The 15,778-nt window shown below is 71.6% G+C and carries 12 protein-coding genes; all 12 read left to right on the forward strand.

All coding sequences use genetic code 11. The features are described from left to right. Positions 1-45 precede the first annotated feature (45 nt). The 12 genes from ACQY4O_RS07885 to ftsA are packed head-to-tail and all read left to right on the forward strand — an operon-like array spanning position 46 to position 15,675. Positions 46-2,148, forward strand: coding sequence for a peptidoglycan D,D-transpeptidase FtsI family protein (locus ACQY4O_RS07885; protein ID WP_428375631.1), 2,103 nt, complete (start codon positions 46-48; stop codon positions 2,146-2,148). Continuing rightward, positions 2,135-3,667: a UDP-N-acetylmuramoyl-L-alanyl-D-glutamate--2,6-diaminopimelate ligase gene (locus ACQY4O_RS07890; protein ID WP_428375632.1), complete on the forward strand. Its 1,533-nt coding sequence runs from the start codon at positions 2,135-2,137 to the stop codon at positions 3,665-3,667. The genes ACQY4O_RS07885 and ACQY4O_RS07890 overlap by 14 nt, the downstream gene beginning before the upstream one ends. Next, entirely contained in the window at positions 3,664-5,085 is a 1,422-nt protein-coding gene (locus ACQY4O_RS07895) for a UDP-N-acetylmuramoyl-tripeptide--D-alanyl-D-alanine ligase (protein WP_428375633.1), read from the forward strand. Before ACQY4O_RS07890 ends, ACQY4O_RS07895 begins: the two co-directional genes overlap by 4 nt. Next, a complete protein-coding gene (gene mraY, locus ACQY4O_RS07900) occupies positions 5,085-6,173 on the forward strand; it encodes a phospho-N-acetylmuramoyl-pentapeptide-transferase (protein ID WP_428375634.1) in 1,089 nt (362 codons plus the stop codon). Before ACQY4O_RS07895 ends, mraY begins: the two co-directional genes overlap by 1 nt. Continuing rightward, the gene (murD, locus tag ACQY4O_RS07905) at positions 6,170-7,507 is read left to right on the forward strand and encodes a UDP-N-acetylmuramoyl-L-alanine--D-glutamate ligase (protein ID WP_428375635.1); all 1,338 of its coding nucleotides are present in this window, start codon (positions 6,170-6,172) and stop codon (positions 7,505-7,507) included. Before mraY ends, murD begins: the two co-directional genes overlap by 4 nt. After that, positions 7,507-8,673, forward strand: a complete 1,167-nt coding sequence (locus ACQY4O_RS07910; RefSeq protein WP_428375636.1) for an FtsW/RodA/SpoVE family cell cycle protein — start codon at positions 7,507-7,509, stop codon at positions 8,671-8,673. Before murD ends, ACQY4O_RS07910 begins: the two co-directional genes overlap by 1 nt. Further along, the gene (locus ACQY4O_RS07915; RefSeq protein WP_428375637.1) at positions 8,670-9,827 is read left to right on the forward strand and encodes a UDP-N-acetylglucosamine--N-acetylmuramyl-(pentapeptide) pyrophosphoryl-undecaprenol N-acetylglucosamine transferase; all 1,158 of its coding nucleotides are present in this window, start codon (positions 8,670-8,672) and stop codon (positions 9,825-9,827) included. Before ACQY4O_RS07910 ends, ACQY4O_RS07915 begins: the two co-directional genes overlap by 4 nt. Further along, positions 9,824-11,254, forward strand: a complete 1,431-nt coding sequence (murC, locus tag ACQY4O_RS07920) for a UDP-N-acetylmuramate--L-alanine ligase (protein ID WP_428375638.1) — start codon at positions 9,824-9,826, stop codon at positions 11,252-11,254. The genes ACQY4O_RS07915 and murC overlap by 4 nt, the downstream gene beginning before the upstream one ends. Positions 11,255-11,259: 5 nt before the next feature. Next, positions 11,260-12,192 (forward strand): UDP-N-acetylmuramate dehydrogenase, encoded by a 933-nt coding sequence (murB, locus tag ACQY4O_RS07925; protein ID WP_428375639.1) that lies wholly within the window; start codon positions 11,260-11,262, stop codon positions 12,190-12,192. Next, positions 12,189-13,166, forward strand: coding sequence for a D-alanine--D-alanine ligase (locus ACQY4O_RS07930; protein ID WP_428375640.1), 978 nt, complete (start codon positions 12,189-12,191; stop codon positions 13,164-13,166). Before murB ends, ACQY4O_RS07930 begins: the two co-directional genes overlap by 4 nt. Beyond that, positions 13,154-14,140: a cell division protein FtsQ/DivIB gene (locus ACQY4O_RS07935; RefSeq protein ID WP_428375641.1), complete on the forward strand. Its 987-nt coding sequence runs from the start codon at positions 13,154-13,156 to the stop codon at positions 14,138-14,140. Before ACQY4O_RS07930 ends, ACQY4O_RS07935 begins: the two co-directional genes overlap by 13 nt. Continuing rightward, complete coding sequence (gene ftsA, locus ACQY4O_RS07940) at positions 14,137-15,675, forward strand: cell division protein FtsA (protein ID WP_428375642.1); 1,539 nt, start codon at positions 14,137-14,139, stop codon at positions 15,673-15,675. The genes ACQY4O_RS07935 and ftsA overlap by 4 nt, the downstream gene beginning before the upstream one ends. Positions 15,676-15,778 lie beyond the last annotated feature (103 nt).

Consider the following 15,778-nt stretch of genomic DNA (forward strand, 5'->3'; position numbering starts at 1 on the left):
GACCCGCCCCCTGCGCAAGACCGGCCCCCTGCACAAGACCGAGACGTGACCGAGGCAACGCCCCCGCCTGGCGGCGAGACCGTCGTCCGCGTGACCCAGGGCGATCTTGCGCACCGCGCGCTGATGGAGCGCATGCGCGTGCGCCTGCTCAGCGTCGCCGGCGGCTTCGGCGTGCTGTTCGGCGCGGTCGGGCTCAAGCTGACGCTGGCCACGGTGCTGCATCCGATGGCGCCGGCCCCTCGGCAGATCGCGCCGCAGGTACCGAAGCTGCCGACCACCGGCGCCGACCCCAAGGGGCTGATGGCGGACGATCTCAGCCTGTCGCATGTCAAGCGCGCCACCATCACCGACCGCAACGGCCAGATCCTGGCGATCTCGCTGCCGATGGCCACCGTGTTCGCCAATCCGCTCGAGCTGATGGACCCGAGGGAGGCGGCTGCGAAGCTCCGCGCGATCCTGCCGGCGCTCGATGTCGACGACGTCGTGCGGCGGCTCTCCGAGAAGAAGCAGTTCGTCTATATCGCCCGCGAGATCCCGCCGGACCAGGAGATCGCGATCAACGATCTCGGCATTCCCGGCATCTATTTCCAGCCCGGCGAGAAGCGGCGCTATCCGCTCGGCCGCACCGCGGCGCAGATCATGGGCGCGGTCGATGTCGACGATCACGGCGTCGCCGGCGTCGAGCGCTATTTCGACCGCCGCCTGACCGGCGACGCCACGCCGCTGCGGCTCTCGCTCGATGTGCGGGTGCAGGCGGTGGTGCGCGACGAACTGGCCGCCGCCCGCGCCGAGTTCCAGGCGATCGGCGCCTGCGCCATCGTGATGGACGTGCGCACCGGCGAGGTCATCGCCATGGTCAGCCTGCCGGACTACGATTCCAACCTGTTCAGCCACGCCACCGACGACCAACGCTTCAACCGCGCGGTCACCGGCATGTACGAGCCCGGCTCCACCTTCAAGCTGCAGACCGCGGCGATGGCGCTGCAGGACGATGTGGCGCATGTCTGGGACCGCTTCTCGACGATCCCGATCCATGTCGGCCGCTACACCATCTCCGACATGAAGACCGACCATTTCGCGCCCTGGCTGTCGATGCCCGAGGTGATGGCGTATTCGTCCAATCCGGCGGCGGCCCATATCGCGCTCGATGTCGGTGCCAAGCGCCAGCAGGACTGGCTGCGCCGCATGGGCTTCTTCTCGCGCGTGCCGATCGAGCTGCCCGAGGCCGGCCACCCGATCATCCCGGGCCTGGCGCGCTGGGGGCAGTCGACGGTGATGACGGTGGGCTTCGGCCATGGCGTCGCCGAGCCGCCGCTGGCGATCGTGCGCGGCACCGCGGCGGCGGCGAATGGCGGCGTGCTGGTCACGCCGACCCTGCAGGCGCGTCCCGAGCCGGAGCGCCAGGCCGGCAGCCAGGCTGGCGGCATGTTCTCCACCAACGGGGCTGCCAACCTGCAGGATGTCTCGGCAAACCTGCCGGTGAGCGACGGTCCTCCCGCTGCCGGCGAGATTGCGTCCGACGACAATGCCGATGTGGTCGGCGGCGACGCCGAGATCGTGCCCGAGGGGCCGAAGCTGCTGTCGGACGCGAACTCGCTGCTGCTGCGCAAGATGCTGCGCCTGGTGGTCACCAAGGGGATCGGCAAGAGCGCCGAGGTGCCTGGCTACTTCGTCGGCGGCAAGACCGGCACCGCCGAGAAGATCGGCCCGCACGGCGGCTACCTCAAGCACATCAACGTCGCCGCCTTCACCGGCATCTTTCCGATGAACACGCCGCGCTTTGCGGTCTATGTCATGCTGGACAGTCCGAAGGCGACCAAGGCGACGCATGGCTGGACCACCGCGTCGTGGAATGCGGCGCCCACGGTGTCGAAGATCGTGGCCCGCATCGGGCCGATGCTGGGCCTGTTCCCGAACACCGTCGACGCGGCGCGGATCGACGCGGAACTCGACATCCCGATGCAGCCGGCCGCCCCTGCGGGCGCCCGCGAGCTCGGCCCGGGCAACGATCCCGGCGACAGGCACGACGAGGAGCGCTCGCGCACGCACGAGGCGGCGCGCCATGCAACGAAGCCGGACCTCGACCGCCTGCGCCAGACGATCGCCTATCATGATGCGGCCCCGGAGAGTCGAGATGCGTCTCGATGAACTGGCCGGTGGCGAGATCGGGTTATCGGTCCCACCCGGCACCGGCAGCACCGAGATAGCCGCCCTCACCCTGGACAGCCGGCAGGTCGGCGCCGGCACCCTGTTCGTTGCCGTGCCCGGCCGCAGCAGCGACGGACGGCGCTACATCGCCGACGCGGTCGCCGCCGGCGCCGCCGCCGTCCTGGCACCGACAGGCACCCTCTGGCCCGAAGGCGTGCCGCAGCGGCCGCTGCTGCTGGACAGCGAGCCGCGCTACACCGTGGCGCTGCTGGCCGCCCGCCTCGCAGGACCCCAGCCGGAGCGGATCGCGGCGATCACCGGCACCAACGGCAAGACCAGCACGGCGGAGTTCCTGCGCCAGCTCTGGACGCTGGACGGCGTGGCCGCGGCCAGCCTCGGCACGCTTGGCGTGATCGCGCCCCCCTCTAAACAGGCGGCGTCTCAACAGGGGGGCACGCCGCAGGTCACTGGTCCGTCCATGACCACCCCGGACAGCATCGCGCTCGCCCGTATCCTGGCCGAGCTGCGCCAAGACGGCATCGGCGCGGTGGCGCTCGAGGCCTCCTCGCACGGGCTCGACCAGTACCGGCTCGACGGGGTGGCGATCACCGCCGCCGGCTTCTCCAACCTGACACGCGACCATCTCGACTATCACGGCACCCTGTCGGAGTACCGCCGCGCCAAGCTGCGCCTGTTCGACACGCTGCTGCCCGAGGGCGGCCTGGCCGTGGTCAATGCCGACATGGACGCGCAGACCCTGGAACGGCTCACCGCCATCGCCGGGACGCGCCGCCATCAGCAGCGGACCGTGGGCGAGCGCGGCACCGCCATCCGGCTGCTGCGCGCGACCCCGCAGGCGAACGGACAGGTCCTGGAGCTCGAAATCCACGGCCAGCGGCACGAAATCGCCCTCAATCTGCCGGGCCGCACCCAGGCCGACAACGTGCTGCTGGCACTGGCACTCGCCGATCCCGACGAGGCGTCGCTGACCCGCCTGCTGCCGCATGCGGCCGCCCTCGCCGGCGTGCGCGGCCGCATGGAGCTGGCCGCGACCCTGCCGAACGGAGCGGCGGCCTACGTCGACTATGCGCATACGCCGGACGCGCTGGAGCGACTGCTGCACGGACTGCGACCGCACGCGGCCGGTGGCCATCTGGTGGTGGTGTTCGGCGCCGGCGGCGATCGCGACCGCGGCAAAAGGCCGATGATGGGCGCGGTGGCGCAGCGGCTGGCGGATGTCGCCATCATCACCGATGACAATCCGCGCAGCGAGGCGCCGACCGCGATACGCGCCGAGATCATGGCCGCCTGCGGCAACGGCGTCGCGGTCGGCGGACGCGAGCGGGCGATCGCGGCGGCGCTGCAGGCGCTGCGCCCCGGCGACGTGCTGGTGGTCGCCGGCAAGGGCCACGAGCAGGGCCAGACCATCGGCGACGAGACGCTGCCGTTCGACGATCGCGGGGTGATCCGCCGTCTGGCCGGCCTGTCGGAATCACCCGAGCCGGAGCGCACGCCGTGAGCCTGCTCTGGACCCGGCAGACGCTGGAGCAGGCGACCGGCGGCATCGCCGGCGGGCCGATCGCGGCGACCGGCGTGTCGATCGACACCCGCAGCCTGCAGCCGGGCGACCTGTTCATCGCCCTGCGCGGCGAGCACGACGATGGCCATGCGCATGTCGAACAGGCGCTGCGGCTCGGCGCCGCCGCAGCCGTGCTGCATGACGCGTCGGCACTGCCGGCCGGCCTCGCGCGGGATCCGCGCCTGCTGCACGTGCGCGACACCCAGTCGGCACTCACCGATCTGGGCCGGTTTGCGCGCGCGCGCTTCCAGGGCCGGATGGTGGCCGTCACCGGCAGCGTCGGCAAGACCACGACGAAGGAGATGCTGCGCACCGCCCTGTCGGCGCTCGGGGCGACGCATGCGGCCAGCGCCTCGCACAACAACCACTGGGGGGTGCCGCTGACCCTGGCCCGGCTCGATCCTTCAATGGCGTTCTGCGTCTGCGAGATCGGCATGAACCATCCGGGCGAGATCGCCCCGCTCGCCGCCCTCGTCAGTCCCGACATCGCGGTCATCACCACCATCGGCGCCAGCCATATCGGCCATATGGGCAGCCTCGACGCCATCGCTGCCGAGAAGGCCGCGCTGCTCGCGGTACTCCAGCCGGGCGGTGTCGCGGTGATCCCGGCCGACGCCACCGGCCTCGATGCGGCGGCCGGCCGCGCCCGCGAGGCCGGCATTCGCTTGCTGCGGTTCGGCGAGACGGGCGATGCCAGCCTCCGGAACCTGCAATTGCACGCGAACGAAACGGCCTTTGTAGCTGATTTTGCAGGAAAGTTTCTGCCCGTGACCCTGCTGGCGCCGGGCCGGCACATGGCGATGAACGCGCTGGCCTGCCTTGCCGTGGTGCATGCCATCGACGCCGACTTGGCCGCGTCTGCCGCAGCACTCGCCGGCTTCACGCCCGGCGACGGCCGCGGCGCCTTGCGGCGGCTCGCAGGCGGCGCCGCGCTGCTGGACGAAAGCTACAATGCCTCGAGCGCCTCGGTGCGCGCCGCCCTCGAGCTGCTGGCGCTGGTGCCGGCGGAGCGCCACGTGGCGGTCCTGGGCGACATGCTGGAACTCGGCGATTTCGCGGTTTCCGAGCATTTATCGTTGTTGCCGTTCGTGCGCGACTCGGCGGACATCGTTTATTGCTGCGGCGAGATGATGACCAAACTCTACAAGGCCTTGCCGCAGGATCTGCAAGGCGCGTGCGAAGCGGATGCGGCGACTCTGGCGCCGGTGGTGGCCCGGGCGATGCGGCCGGGCGACGTGATCCTGGTCAAGGGCAGCTACGGCAGCCGCATGCGCGAGATCGTGGCCGCCCTTGCGCCCATGCCTTCGGCACGTCCCATGCCTTCGGCGAGTGTGGTATCCGGCGATGCGGCGCGCTGATGCTCTACAACCTGGCGCGTCCGTTTGCCGAGCAGTTCGCGCTGTTCAACCTGTTCCGCTACATCACCTTCCGGTCGGGGGCCGCCTGCCTGACGGCGCTGTTCCTGTCGCTCTGGCTGGGCCCCCGCGTGATCGCCCGGCTGCGCCGGGTGCAGCGCGACGGCCAGCCGATACGCGCCCTGGGCCCGGAGCGGCACATCCTGGAAAAGGCCGGCACGCCGACCATGGGCGGCGTGCTGATCCTGCTGTCGCTGTTCCTCTCGACCCTGCTCTGGGCGGACCTGTCGAACCGCTTCGTCTGGGCGGTGCTGGCGATCACCGCCGCGTTCGGTGCGGTCGGCTTCGCGGACGACTACCTCAAGCTGTCGCGCCGCAACACCGCGGGCGTCAGCAAGCGCATGCGTCTCGGCTGCGAGTTCGCGGCGTCCCTGCTCGGTGGCTGGTGGCTGAACAGCCTGATGCCGGTGCCGCTCGAGGGCACGGTGGCGTTCCCGTTCGTCAAGGAACTGCTGCTGCCGCTGGGCTACGCCTTTCCGATCTTCGCCATGCTGGTGATCACCGGCTTCGGCAATGCGGTGAACTTCACCGACGGGCTGGACGGGCTGGCGATCGTGCCGGTGGTGATCGCCGCCCTGGTGTTCGCGCTGATTTCCTATCTCGTCGGCAACCGCATCTTTGCCGACTACCTGCAGCTGCATCCGGTGCCGGGGGCGGGCGAGCTGGGCGTGTTCTGCGCCGCGCTGATCGGCGCCGGGCTGGGCTTCCTGTGGTTCAACGCGCCGCCGGCCGAGGTGTTCATGGGCGATACCGGCTCGCTGGCGCTGGGTGCGGCGCTGGGCGCGGTGGCGGTGGCGGTGAAGCACGAGATCGTCCTGTGCATCGTCGGCGGCCTGTTCGTGGTCGAGACGCTGTCCGTCATCATCCAGGTCTTCTGGTACAAGCGCACCAAGCGGCGGGTGTTCCTGATGGCGCCGCTGCACCATCATTTCGAGAAGAAGGGCTGGCAGGAGCCGAAGATCGTCATCCGCTTCTGGATCGTCTCCATCATGCTCGGCCTCGCCGGGCTGGCGACGCTGAAGATACGATGAGCGGGGCATTTCCTCCGGACCTGTTCGCGGGGCGCCGCTATGCGGTGCTCGGCCTCGGCCGCAACGGGGCCGCCGCCGCGCGCGCCCTGGCCGGAATGGGCGCCGAGGTGATCGCCTGGGATGATGGCGAGGCCGCGCGCGCGTCGCTCGCCGACCCCGCCCCCGGCATAAGCGTCGAGCCGATCACGAGCATGGACGGCCTCGCGGCACTCGTGCTGTCGCCGGGCATTCCGCACCGCCTGCCGGTGCCGCACCCGGTCGCGGCCCGGGCGCTCGCCGCCGGCGTGCCGGTGCTCTCGGACGCGGAGCTGCTGTTCGAGGCGGTGCGGCGCACCGGCAGCCGGGCGCGGTTCGCCGGCATCACCGGGACCAACGGCAAGTCCACCACGACCGCCCTGCTCGCCCACCTGCTGGCCGAGGCCGGCATCCCGAATGCGGCCGGCGGCAATCTCGGGCCGGCCGCGCTGTCGCTGCCGCTGCTCGGCGACGGTGGCGTCTATGTGCTCGAGATGTCGAGCTACATGCTGGAGCGGCTCGCAGCGCTGCGCTTCGATGCGGCCGCCCTGCTCAACCTCGCCCCCGACCATCTCGACCGGCACGGCGATCTGGAAGCCTACGGCGACGTCAAGCGGCACATCTTCGAGCGCCAGACCGGGTCCGATCTTGCGGTGCTGGGGCTCGACGATGCCTGGTGCTGTGAACAGGAGCAGCACCTGCAGGATGGGCCGGCGGTCCTGGTCACCGTCAGCGGCGAGGACGGCCTGCCCGCTCCTGCGCCCGCGCTGCCCGGCCCGCACAACGCCCAGAACGCCCGCGCCGCGATCGCCATGGCGCGGCATCTCGGGGTGCCGGAGGCGGCGATCGCGCCGGCGCTGGCAAGCTTCCCGGGCCTTGCGCACCGCCAGCGCCGCATCGCCACGATCGACGGCATCGACTTCATCGACGACAGCAAGGCGACCAATGCCGACGCGGCCGCCCGCGCCCTCGCCTGTTACGACCGGATCGTCTGGATCGCCGGCGGCATCGCCAAGTCGGGCGGGATCGAAACGCTCTCGGAGCATTTCCCTCGTATCGCCGAGGTCCTGCTGATCGGGCGCGACGCCCCCATGCTGGCGAGCACCCTGGCTGCCAACGGCGTCCGCCACCGGATCGTGGACACGCTCGAGGCAGCCGTGCCGGCCGCCTTCGCGGCGGCCCGATCCCAGGCGGCACCGGTGGTGCTGCTGTCGCCGGCTTGCGCCAGCTTCGACCAGTTCCCGAATTTCGAGGTGCGCGGCCAGGCCTTCGGCACCCTGGTGCAAAGCCTGTCGCAGCGGCCAGGGAGCGCCGCCTGATGCGCAGCCTGTCGCGGATCGACAACTCCCTCATCGGCCGCTGGTGGCTGACCGTGGATCGCTGGACGCTCGGCTGCATCGGCGTGCTGATCGGCTTCGGCTACGTGCTGATGCTGGCGGCGAGCCCGGCGGTGGCGGCCCGCATCGGCGCGTCCCGCGACATGTTCATCCTCAAGCAGGTGATCTTCCTGGCGATCGCCGGCGCCATCGTGATGGCGGTATCGATGCTGCCGCCGAAGGGGGTGCGCCGGCTGTCGCTCGCCGGCTGCCTGATCGCGATCGCCGCCACCGCGCTCACCCTGGTGCACGGCATCGAGATCAAGGGCGCGCGCCGCTGGATCGCGCTGCCGATGATGTCGGTGCAGCCCAGCGAGTTCCTCAAGCCGTGCTTTGCGGTGGTGACCGCCTGGCTGCTCACCGAGCGCCGGCGGCTGCGGCTGTTTCCAGGCATGGCGATCGCCTTTGCAGTGTTCGGGGTGATCCTGATGCTGCTGCAGTCGCAGCCCGACATCGGCATGCTGACCGTGATCACCCTTGTGTTCATGGCGCAGCTGTTCATCGACGGACTCAACTTGTTCTTCGTCGGCGTCGGCTGCAGCGCGATGGTGAGCGCCTTCATCGGCGCCTATTTCGCCTTCCCGCATGTGCGCAGCCGAGTCGAGCGTTTCCTGCATCCCAATGTCGGCGACCACTACCAGATCGACACCGCGCTGCAGGCCTTCGGCAATGGCGGCCTGCTCGGCCGCGGACCGGGCGAGGGCCGGGTCAAGGACCTGCTGCCCGACGCGCATGCGGACTTTGTGTTCGCGGTCGCGGGCGAGGAATTCGGGCTGCTGGTCTGCCTGTTCATCATCGGCGTGTTCTGCTTCATCGTGATCCGCACGCTGCTCAAGCTGCTCGCCGAGGATGACCCGTTCATCGTGCTGGCCAGCTGCGGGCTGGTGACCGGCTTCGGCCTGCAGGCCTTCGTCAACATGGGCTCGACGCTGCACCTGATCCCGACCAAGGGCATGACGCTGCCCTTCATCTCCTATGGCGGCTCCTCGGCGCTGTCGGTGGCGCTGACCATCGGCATGGTGCTGGCATTGACACGCCGGCGCCCGCGCGTGCGCGTGCTGCAGGGGCGGGGACGTCACGTCTCGCTGCACCAGGGTCGCGCGGCATGAGCGAGGCCATCGTGATCGCCGCCGGCGGCACCGGCGGGCACTTCTTCCCCGCCGAGGCGCTCGGCGCGGAACTGCTGGCGCGCGGCCACCGGCTGGTGCTGATGACCGACCGGCGCGGCGGCCAGCGCGAGGCCGGCGTGTTCACCAGGGGAGCGCAGCACGTGCTGCCCGGCGCCGGCATCGCCGGCCGCGGCCTCGGTGGCCGGGTGCGCTCCCTCGCCGCGATCGGCGCCGGCGTGCTCGAGGCGCGCGGCATCCTGCGGCGCCTCAACCCCGCCGCCGTGGTCGGCTTCGGCGGCTACCCGTCGGTGCCGCCGCTGCTCGCGGCGAGGCTGCTCGGCGCGCGGCGGCCGGCGATCGTGCTGCACGAGGGCAATGCGGTGCTCGGGATGGCCAACGCCCAGCTCGCCCGCTTCGCCGACACGGTGGCGACCAGCTTTGCCAACACCGCGCGGCTGCCGATGGGAGCTGAGGTCACGCTCACGGGCATGCCGGTGCGCCCGGACATCGCCGCTCTCGCCGGCCAGCCCTACGAGCCTGCGGGAGAGACCATCAACCTGCTGATCTGGGGCGGCTCGCTCGGGGCGCGGGTGTTCGCCGACATCATGCCCGACGTGCTGGGAAACTTCGAGCCGGGGCTGCGCGCCCGGCTGCGCGTCACCCAGCAGGCCCGCGCCGAGGATGTGGACCGGGTCCGGGGCGCCTACGGGCAGGCAAAAATCCCGGCCGAGGTGGCGCCGTTCCTGCGCGACATCCCCAGCCTGCTCGCCGCGGCGCATCTGGTGATCGGCCGCGCCGGCGGCTCCAGTGTCGCCGAGATCACCGTGGCCGGACGGCCTGCGCTGCTGGTGCCGCTGCCGATCGCGGCCGGCGACGAGCAGACCGCGAATGCGACCGCCCTGGTCGCGGCGGGGGGCGGCTGGCTGGTGGCGCAGCCGCACTTCAATGCCGCCGGACTGTCCACCCTGCTGCCGACGCTGCTGACCGATCCGCTGGCGCTGCCCTCCGCCGCCGCCGCCAGCGCCCGCCTTGGCCGACCCGATGCGGCGCGTCGTCTCGCGGATCTGGTGGAGGCGGCCTTGCGCCGGCCTGCATCCTCGGCCATCCGGTCCGCTTCCAGGCCACCTGCCTCCAGAGAGAAGACGACGGCATGAGGGCGCTTCCGCTCAATATCGGCATGATCCACTTCGTGGGGATCGGCGGCATCGGCATGTCGGGCATCGCCGAGGTGCTGCACACGCTCGGCTATGCGGTGCAGGGCAGCGACATCGCCGAGAGCGGCAACGTGCTGCGGCTGCGCGCGGCCGGCATCCCGGTGCTGATCGGCCACGACGCGGCCAATCTCGGCACCGCCCAGGTGGTGGTGATCTCGACCGCGGTGAAGCGCGACAATCCCGAGGTCGCCGCCGCCCGCGCCCGGCTGATCCCGGTGGTGCGCCGGGCCGAGATGCTCGCCGAACTGATGCGGCTGCGCTGGTCGATCGCGGTCGGCGGCACGCACGGCAAGACCACCACCACCAGCCTGATCGCCGCCGTGCTGGAAGCGGCAAGGCTCGATCCCACCGTGATCAATGGCGGCATCATCGAGGCATACGGCACCAATACGAGGATGGGCTCCGGCGACTGGATGGTGGTCGAGGCCGACGAGAGCGACGGCTCGTTCCTGCGCCTGCCCGCCACCATCGCGGTCGTCACCAACATGGATCCCGAGCATCTGGACCATTGGGGCACGGCGGAAGCCATGCAGGCGGCGTACGACCAGTTCGTCTCCAACATCCCGTTCTACGGCTTCGCGGTGCTGTGCGTGGACCATCCGGCGGTGCAGCAGATGATCCCGCGCCTGTCGGACCATCGCATCGTCACCTACGGCTTCAGCCCGCAGGCCGACATCCGTGCGGAAAGGCTGGTCGCCGACAAGCGCGGCGCCACCTTCGAGGTCGCCGTCACCGACCGCGCGCGCCGCCGCAACCGGCGGCTGGGGCCGTTCCGGCTGCCGATGCTGGGCAGCCACAACGTCTCGAACGCGCTGGCTGCGATCGCCGTCGCCGTCGAGATGGAGATCGATGACGGCACCATGCGTTCGGCCTTCGCCGGCTTCAAGGGCGTCAAGCGCCGCTTCACCCGCACCGGGGAAGCCGGCGGCATCAGCATCGTCGACGATTACGGCCATCATCCGGTGGAGATCGCCGCCGTGCTGAAGGCGGCGCGGCAGGCCGGCGCGCGCGACGTGGTCGCCGTGGTGCAGCCGCACCGGTACTCGCGGCTGAGCGCGCTGTTCGAGGAGTTCTGCACCTGCATGAACGATGCCGGCACGGTGATCATCGCCGATGTCTATGCCGCCGGCGAGACCCCGATCGCGGGCATCGATCGCGACGCCCTGGTCGACGGGCTGCGCGCGCGCGGGCATCGCAGCGTGGTGCCGCTGCCGGGCCCGGAGCACCTGGCCGAGATGGTGCACGCCATCGCGCGTCCCGGCGACTTCGTGATCTGCCTGGGTGCGGGCAACATCACCGCCTGGGCCCAGGCCTTGCCTGGACAACTCGCGGTGCTGCAGAAGCAGCGCGGCGGCCACGCCGCATGAACGCGATGCGGCCACACGACCGCTCCGGGGACGGCCTGCTCGCGCTGCTGCCGCCGCTGCGCGGCCGGGTGACCGCGAACGCCCCGCTCGGGGCGCAGAGCTGGTTCCGGGTCGGCGGGCCGGCCGAGGTGCTGGTGCGCCCGGAGGATGCCGACGACCTCGCGGGCTTCATGGCGGACCTGTCGCCGGAGCTGCCGGTGATGACCATCGGCGCCAGCTCGAACCTGATCATCCGCGACGGCGGCCTGCGCGGCATCGTGGTCAAGCTCGCGCGTGGTTTTTCGGACGTTGTCGTGGAGCCGGACGGCATCGTCGCCGGCAGCGCCTGCCTCGACATGACGATCGCCGAGCATGCCGCGGCCGCCGGGCTGCGCGGCCTGGAGTTCCTGGCCGGCATCCCGGGCTCGGTCGGCGGCGCGGTGGCGATGAATGCCGGCGCCTACGGCAGCGAGATCACCGACGTGCTCGACTGGGCCGAGATCGTGACCCGCGGCGGCGACCTGCTGCGGCTGCCGGTGCAGCAGCTCGGCTTCTCGTACCGGCATTCGGCACTGCCGGACGGCGCCATCGTGGTGCGCGCACGGTTCCGCGCCGAGGCCGCCGACCGGGCGCTGGTCACGGCCCGAATCGCCGAGATCCGCGCCGCGCGCGAGACGACCCAGCCGGTGCGCGCGCGCACCGGCGGCTCGACCTTCCGCAATCCCGACCCGAGGGAGAGCGACCGCCGCGCCTGGGAACTGATCGACCTCGCCGGCTGCCGTGGCCTCGTGCTCGGCGGCGCGCAGGTCAGCGAGAAGCACTGCAACTTCCTGCTCAACACCGGCCGCGCCACCGCTGCCGACCTGGAAGCCCTCGGCGAGCAGGTGCGCGAGCGGGTGCAGGCGACGTCCGGGGTCGAACTGGCCTGGGAGATCAAGCGCATCGGAGTCCCGCCATGAGCCACGCCGCGCTGCGGAGCCGCAAGGTGACCGTGCTGATGGGCGGCCTGTCGGCCGAGCGGGCGGTGAGCCTGTCGAGCGGCGCTCAGGTGCTGCGCGCCCTGAACGAGAGCGGCTATGACGCGCGCGCGCTGGACGCCGGACCCGACCTGCGCCGCCTGCTGGCCGAACTCGACGCCGACCGTCCGGACGTGGTGTTCAACGCCCTGCACGGCCGCTTCGGCGAGGACGGCGCGATCCAGGGCGTGCTCGACTGGATTGGCATTCCATACACCCATTCCGGCATCCGGGCCTCCGCGATGGCCATGGACAAGCACGCGGCCCGTGCGGTGTTCGCCGCCGCCGGGCTGCCGGTCGCCCGTGGTGGCCTGGTGGCAATCGCCGATCTCGCGAGCGCCGACCCGCTGCCGCGGCCGTTCGTCATCAAGCCGGTCAACGAAGGCTCCTCGGTCGGTGTCGAGATCATCCGCGAGGGCTCGAACTCGCGCGCCGCGATCGCCGCCGGCTGGCGCTACGGGCCGAACGCGCTGGTCGAGGAGTTCATCCCCGGCCGCGAGCTGACGGTGGCGGTGATCGGCGACCGCGCGCTCACCGTCACCGACATCACGCCCAACCCGGCGATGAGCCACGGCTTCTACGACTATGACGCGAAATATGCCGACGGCGGCTCGCAGCACCAGTTGCCGGCCGTGATCCATCCGGTGGCGTTCGAGCAGGCGCTGGAGATCGCGCTGGCGGCACACCGCGCGCTCGGCTGCACCGGCGCCACCCGCACCGACTTCCGCTACGACGACACCCGGTCTGACAAAGCGGGAGCAGGCGACGGGGCGCCGGGCCGGCTGGTGATCCTCGAGGTCAACACCCAGCCCGGCCTGACGCCGACCTCGCTGCTCCCCGAGCAGGCCGCGTTCTGCGGCATGGACTTCGCGGCGCTCTGTGCGTGGATGGTGGAGCACGCCGCATGCCGCGCGTGAGGCGGGTCCGCTCCGGCTACGGCCCTGCCGCGGGTGCGATGGACCGCCCGTCCCGGCTGCTCATCTTTGCCCGGCGCCAGCGCCGCCTGATCAAGCCGGCGCTGCTCGCCATACTGGCTCTGGCGGCCGGCGGCGCTGCCGTGCATGTCGAGCATGCCATGCGCAGCGAGCAGAGTTTCGCGCCGATGCGGGCAGAGCTGGGGCGGGTCAGCGGGCTGCGCGTCAACGAGATCGTGGTGCTGGGCCGCAACATGCAGCCCGAGGCCTCGGTGCTCGAAGCCCTCGGCGTGACCCGCGGCGATCCGCTGCTCGGCTTCTCGGTCGAGCAAGCGCGCCGCCGCATCGACCGGCTCGCCTTTGTCGAGCATGCGACGGTGGAGCGCCGGCTGCCGGGCACCGTGCTGGTGCAGCTGGTCGAGCGCCGGCCGTTCGCGGTCTGGCAGAACCAGGGCCGCTTCGTGCTGATCGACCGCGGCGGCCAGGTGGTGGCGCAGCAGGGCATGAACGGCAAGGATGCCGAGGCGTTCGCGCAGCTGCCGCTGGTGGTCGGATCTGGCGCGCCTGCGGCTGCGGCCGATCTGATCGACGCGCTCGACGGGCAGCCGGCGGTGCGCAGCCGCGTCGTGGCCGCGGTGCGGGTCGGGCAGCGCCGCTGGAACCTGACCCTGCGCAGCGGCGCCGACGTGCTGCTGCCGGAAGGCGAGGAGGTGCCGGCGCTGGCCCGGCTGGCCCTGCTCGAGGCGCACCTGCACCTGCTCGAGCGCCCGCTGGTGAACATCGACCTGCGCCTGCCGGACCGGCTGCAGCTTCGCGTCCGCCTGCCGCCGGCGACCGACACGCCGCCTGGAATGCCGGAAGCCGGGCGGCCGCCGCTCGACCACGCGCAGGAGCCCGGCGAACAGGAGCCCGGGCCTGCACCGGCTCGGGACCGGGCCGCGCCGGACAGCGCCACGACCTTGAGGAGGCCGGCTTGAACGAGCTCACCCGCCCCCCTGCGCCGCAGGACCGGGCGCCGCAGGACCGGGCGCCGCAGGACCAGGTCCCGCCACACCAGAGCCGCGACCAGCCCGGGACGCAACTGCAGGTGCACGTCCCGCAGGAGCCGATGGCGCCCAAGGGCCGCACGCGGCGGGCGCGCAAGGCGCTGGCCCGCAAGGCCGAGGCGGCCGAGGCGACGCAGACCCGCGCGCTGGCGCTGGCCGATGCGCGCGCCGGCGGCCAGGACGGTGGCCGGCGGTCCCTCGCCTTGTCGCCACCCGACCCGCGTCGCCATCGCGACTGGCGGCCGGGGATGTTCGGCGTGCTCGATATCGGCACCAGCAAGGTCACCTGCCTGATCGGCCGCGGCGAGCCGGACGGCACGCTCAGGGTCATGGGCTGCGGCTGGCAGCGCAGCCGCGGCGTGCGGCTCGGCGGCATCACCGACCTGCGCGAGGCCGAGCGCGCCATACGCGCCGCCGTCGGCCAGGCCGAGGAGGCCGCCGACCATCATCTGCGCAGCGTCACCGTGAGCCTGACCTGCGGCCAGCCGGAGAGTCGGCTGTTCAACGTGCGCTGGCCGGTCGGCGGCCGCGTCATCGCCGACGCGGACATACGCCGGATCGTCTCGGAGGGCCGCCATCGCGCCGCCACCGACGGACGCGAAATCATCCACGCCTTGCCGCTCGGCTTCATCGTCGACGAGGTCGGCGGCGTCGAGGATCCCAGAGGGCATCATTGCGACCAGCTCGCGGCCAGGCTGCATGTCATCGACGCCGGCGCGATGGCGCTGCGCAACCTCGCTGCGGTGATCGCGCGCTGCGACCTCGGCATCACCGAGCTGGTCGCGGCGCCGTTCGCGTCCGGCCTGTCGGTGCTGGCCGATGACGAGCGCGAACTCGGCTGTTCGGTCATCGACATGGGGGGCGGCACCACGCAGCTTGCGATGTTCGCCGAGAACCAGCTGCTGCACACCGCGCAGCTCCCGGTCGGCGGCCTGCACGTCACCAAGGACATCGCCCATATGCTGTCCACGCCGCTGGGCAGCGCCGAACGGCTCAAGGTGGTGTTCGGCAACGCCGAGGTCAGCAGCGAGGACGAGCGCGAGATCCTGCAGGTGCAGCAGATCGGCGTCGACGAGCACAGCTTCAATCGCATGCCGCGCTCGAAGGTTGTCAGGGCGATCCGGCCTCGCCTGGAGGAGACGTTCGAACTGCTGCGGGATCGTCTCGACAGCGCTGGCGTCGGACGCGCCGCGGCCGAGCGCGTCGTCCTGACCGGTGGCGCCAGCCAGCTCGACGGCGTGCAGCGGCTGGCCAGCCGGGTGCTCGACCGCAAGGTACGGCTGGGGGTGCCCACCAACATACGCGGCCTGCCGGCGGACGCGGGCGGACCCGGCTTTGCCACCGCGAGCGGGCTGCTCGCCTTTGCCGCCGGCAGCGGTCGCACGTTGCACGACATCGACCTGAGCGAACCGCGACCCTCCGGCCTGTTGCGCCGGCTGGTCGACCTGCTGCGCGAGTACGTCTGATGCGCGCGGCCGCACAGACCGACGGCAGCATCGCCGCGCCATCAACCGAATCGGGTGACCCGAGACGGACGCCTCCCTACACTGACCCCCAGGGTGCCCCCCC

Origin of the sequence: Lichenicoccus sp. (assembly GCF_965277665.1) — a bacterium.
Lineage (GTDB): Bacteria > Pseudomonadota > Alphaproteobacteria > Acetobacterales > Acetobacteraceae > Lichenicoccus.

Bases quoted from the DNA above. Each gene is read 5' to 3' on its own strand.
- ACQY4O_RS07890 (WP_428375632.1), top strand. From the start codon at position 2,135: ATGCGTCTCGATGAACTGGCCGGTGGCGAGATCGGGTTATCGGTCCCA.
- mraY (WP_428375634.1), top strand. From the start codon at position 5,085: ATGCTCTACAACCTGGCGCGTCCGTTTGCCGAGCAGTTCGCGCTGTTC.
- murD (WP_428375635.1), top strand. From the start codon at position 6,170: ATGAGCGGGGCATTTCCTCCGGACCTGTTCGCGGGGCGCCGCTATGCG.
- ACQY4O_RS07910 (WP_428375636.1), top strand. From the start codon at position 7,507: ATGCGCAGCCTGTCGCGGATCGACAACTCCCTCATCGGCCGCTGGTGG.
- ACQY4O_RS07915 (WP_428375637.1), top strand. From the start codon at position 8,670: ATGAGCGAGGCCATCGTGATCGCCGCCGGCGGCACCGGCGGGCACTTC.
- murC (WP_428375638.1), top strand. From the start codon at position 9,824: ATGAGGGCGCTTCCGCTCAATATCGGCATGATCCACTTCGTGGGGATC.
- murB (WP_428375639.1), top strand. From the start codon at position 11,260: ATGCGGCCACACGACCGCTCCGGGGACGGCCTGCTCGCGCTGCTGCCG.
- ACQY4O_RS07930 (WP_428375640.1), top strand. From the start codon at position 12,189: ATGAGCCACGCCGCGCTGCGGAGCCGCAAGGTGACCGTGCTGATGGGC.
- ACQY4O_RS07935 (WP_428375641.1), top strand. From the start codon at position 13,154: ATGCCGCGCGTGAGGCGGGTCCGCTCCGGCTACGGCCCTGCCGCGGGT.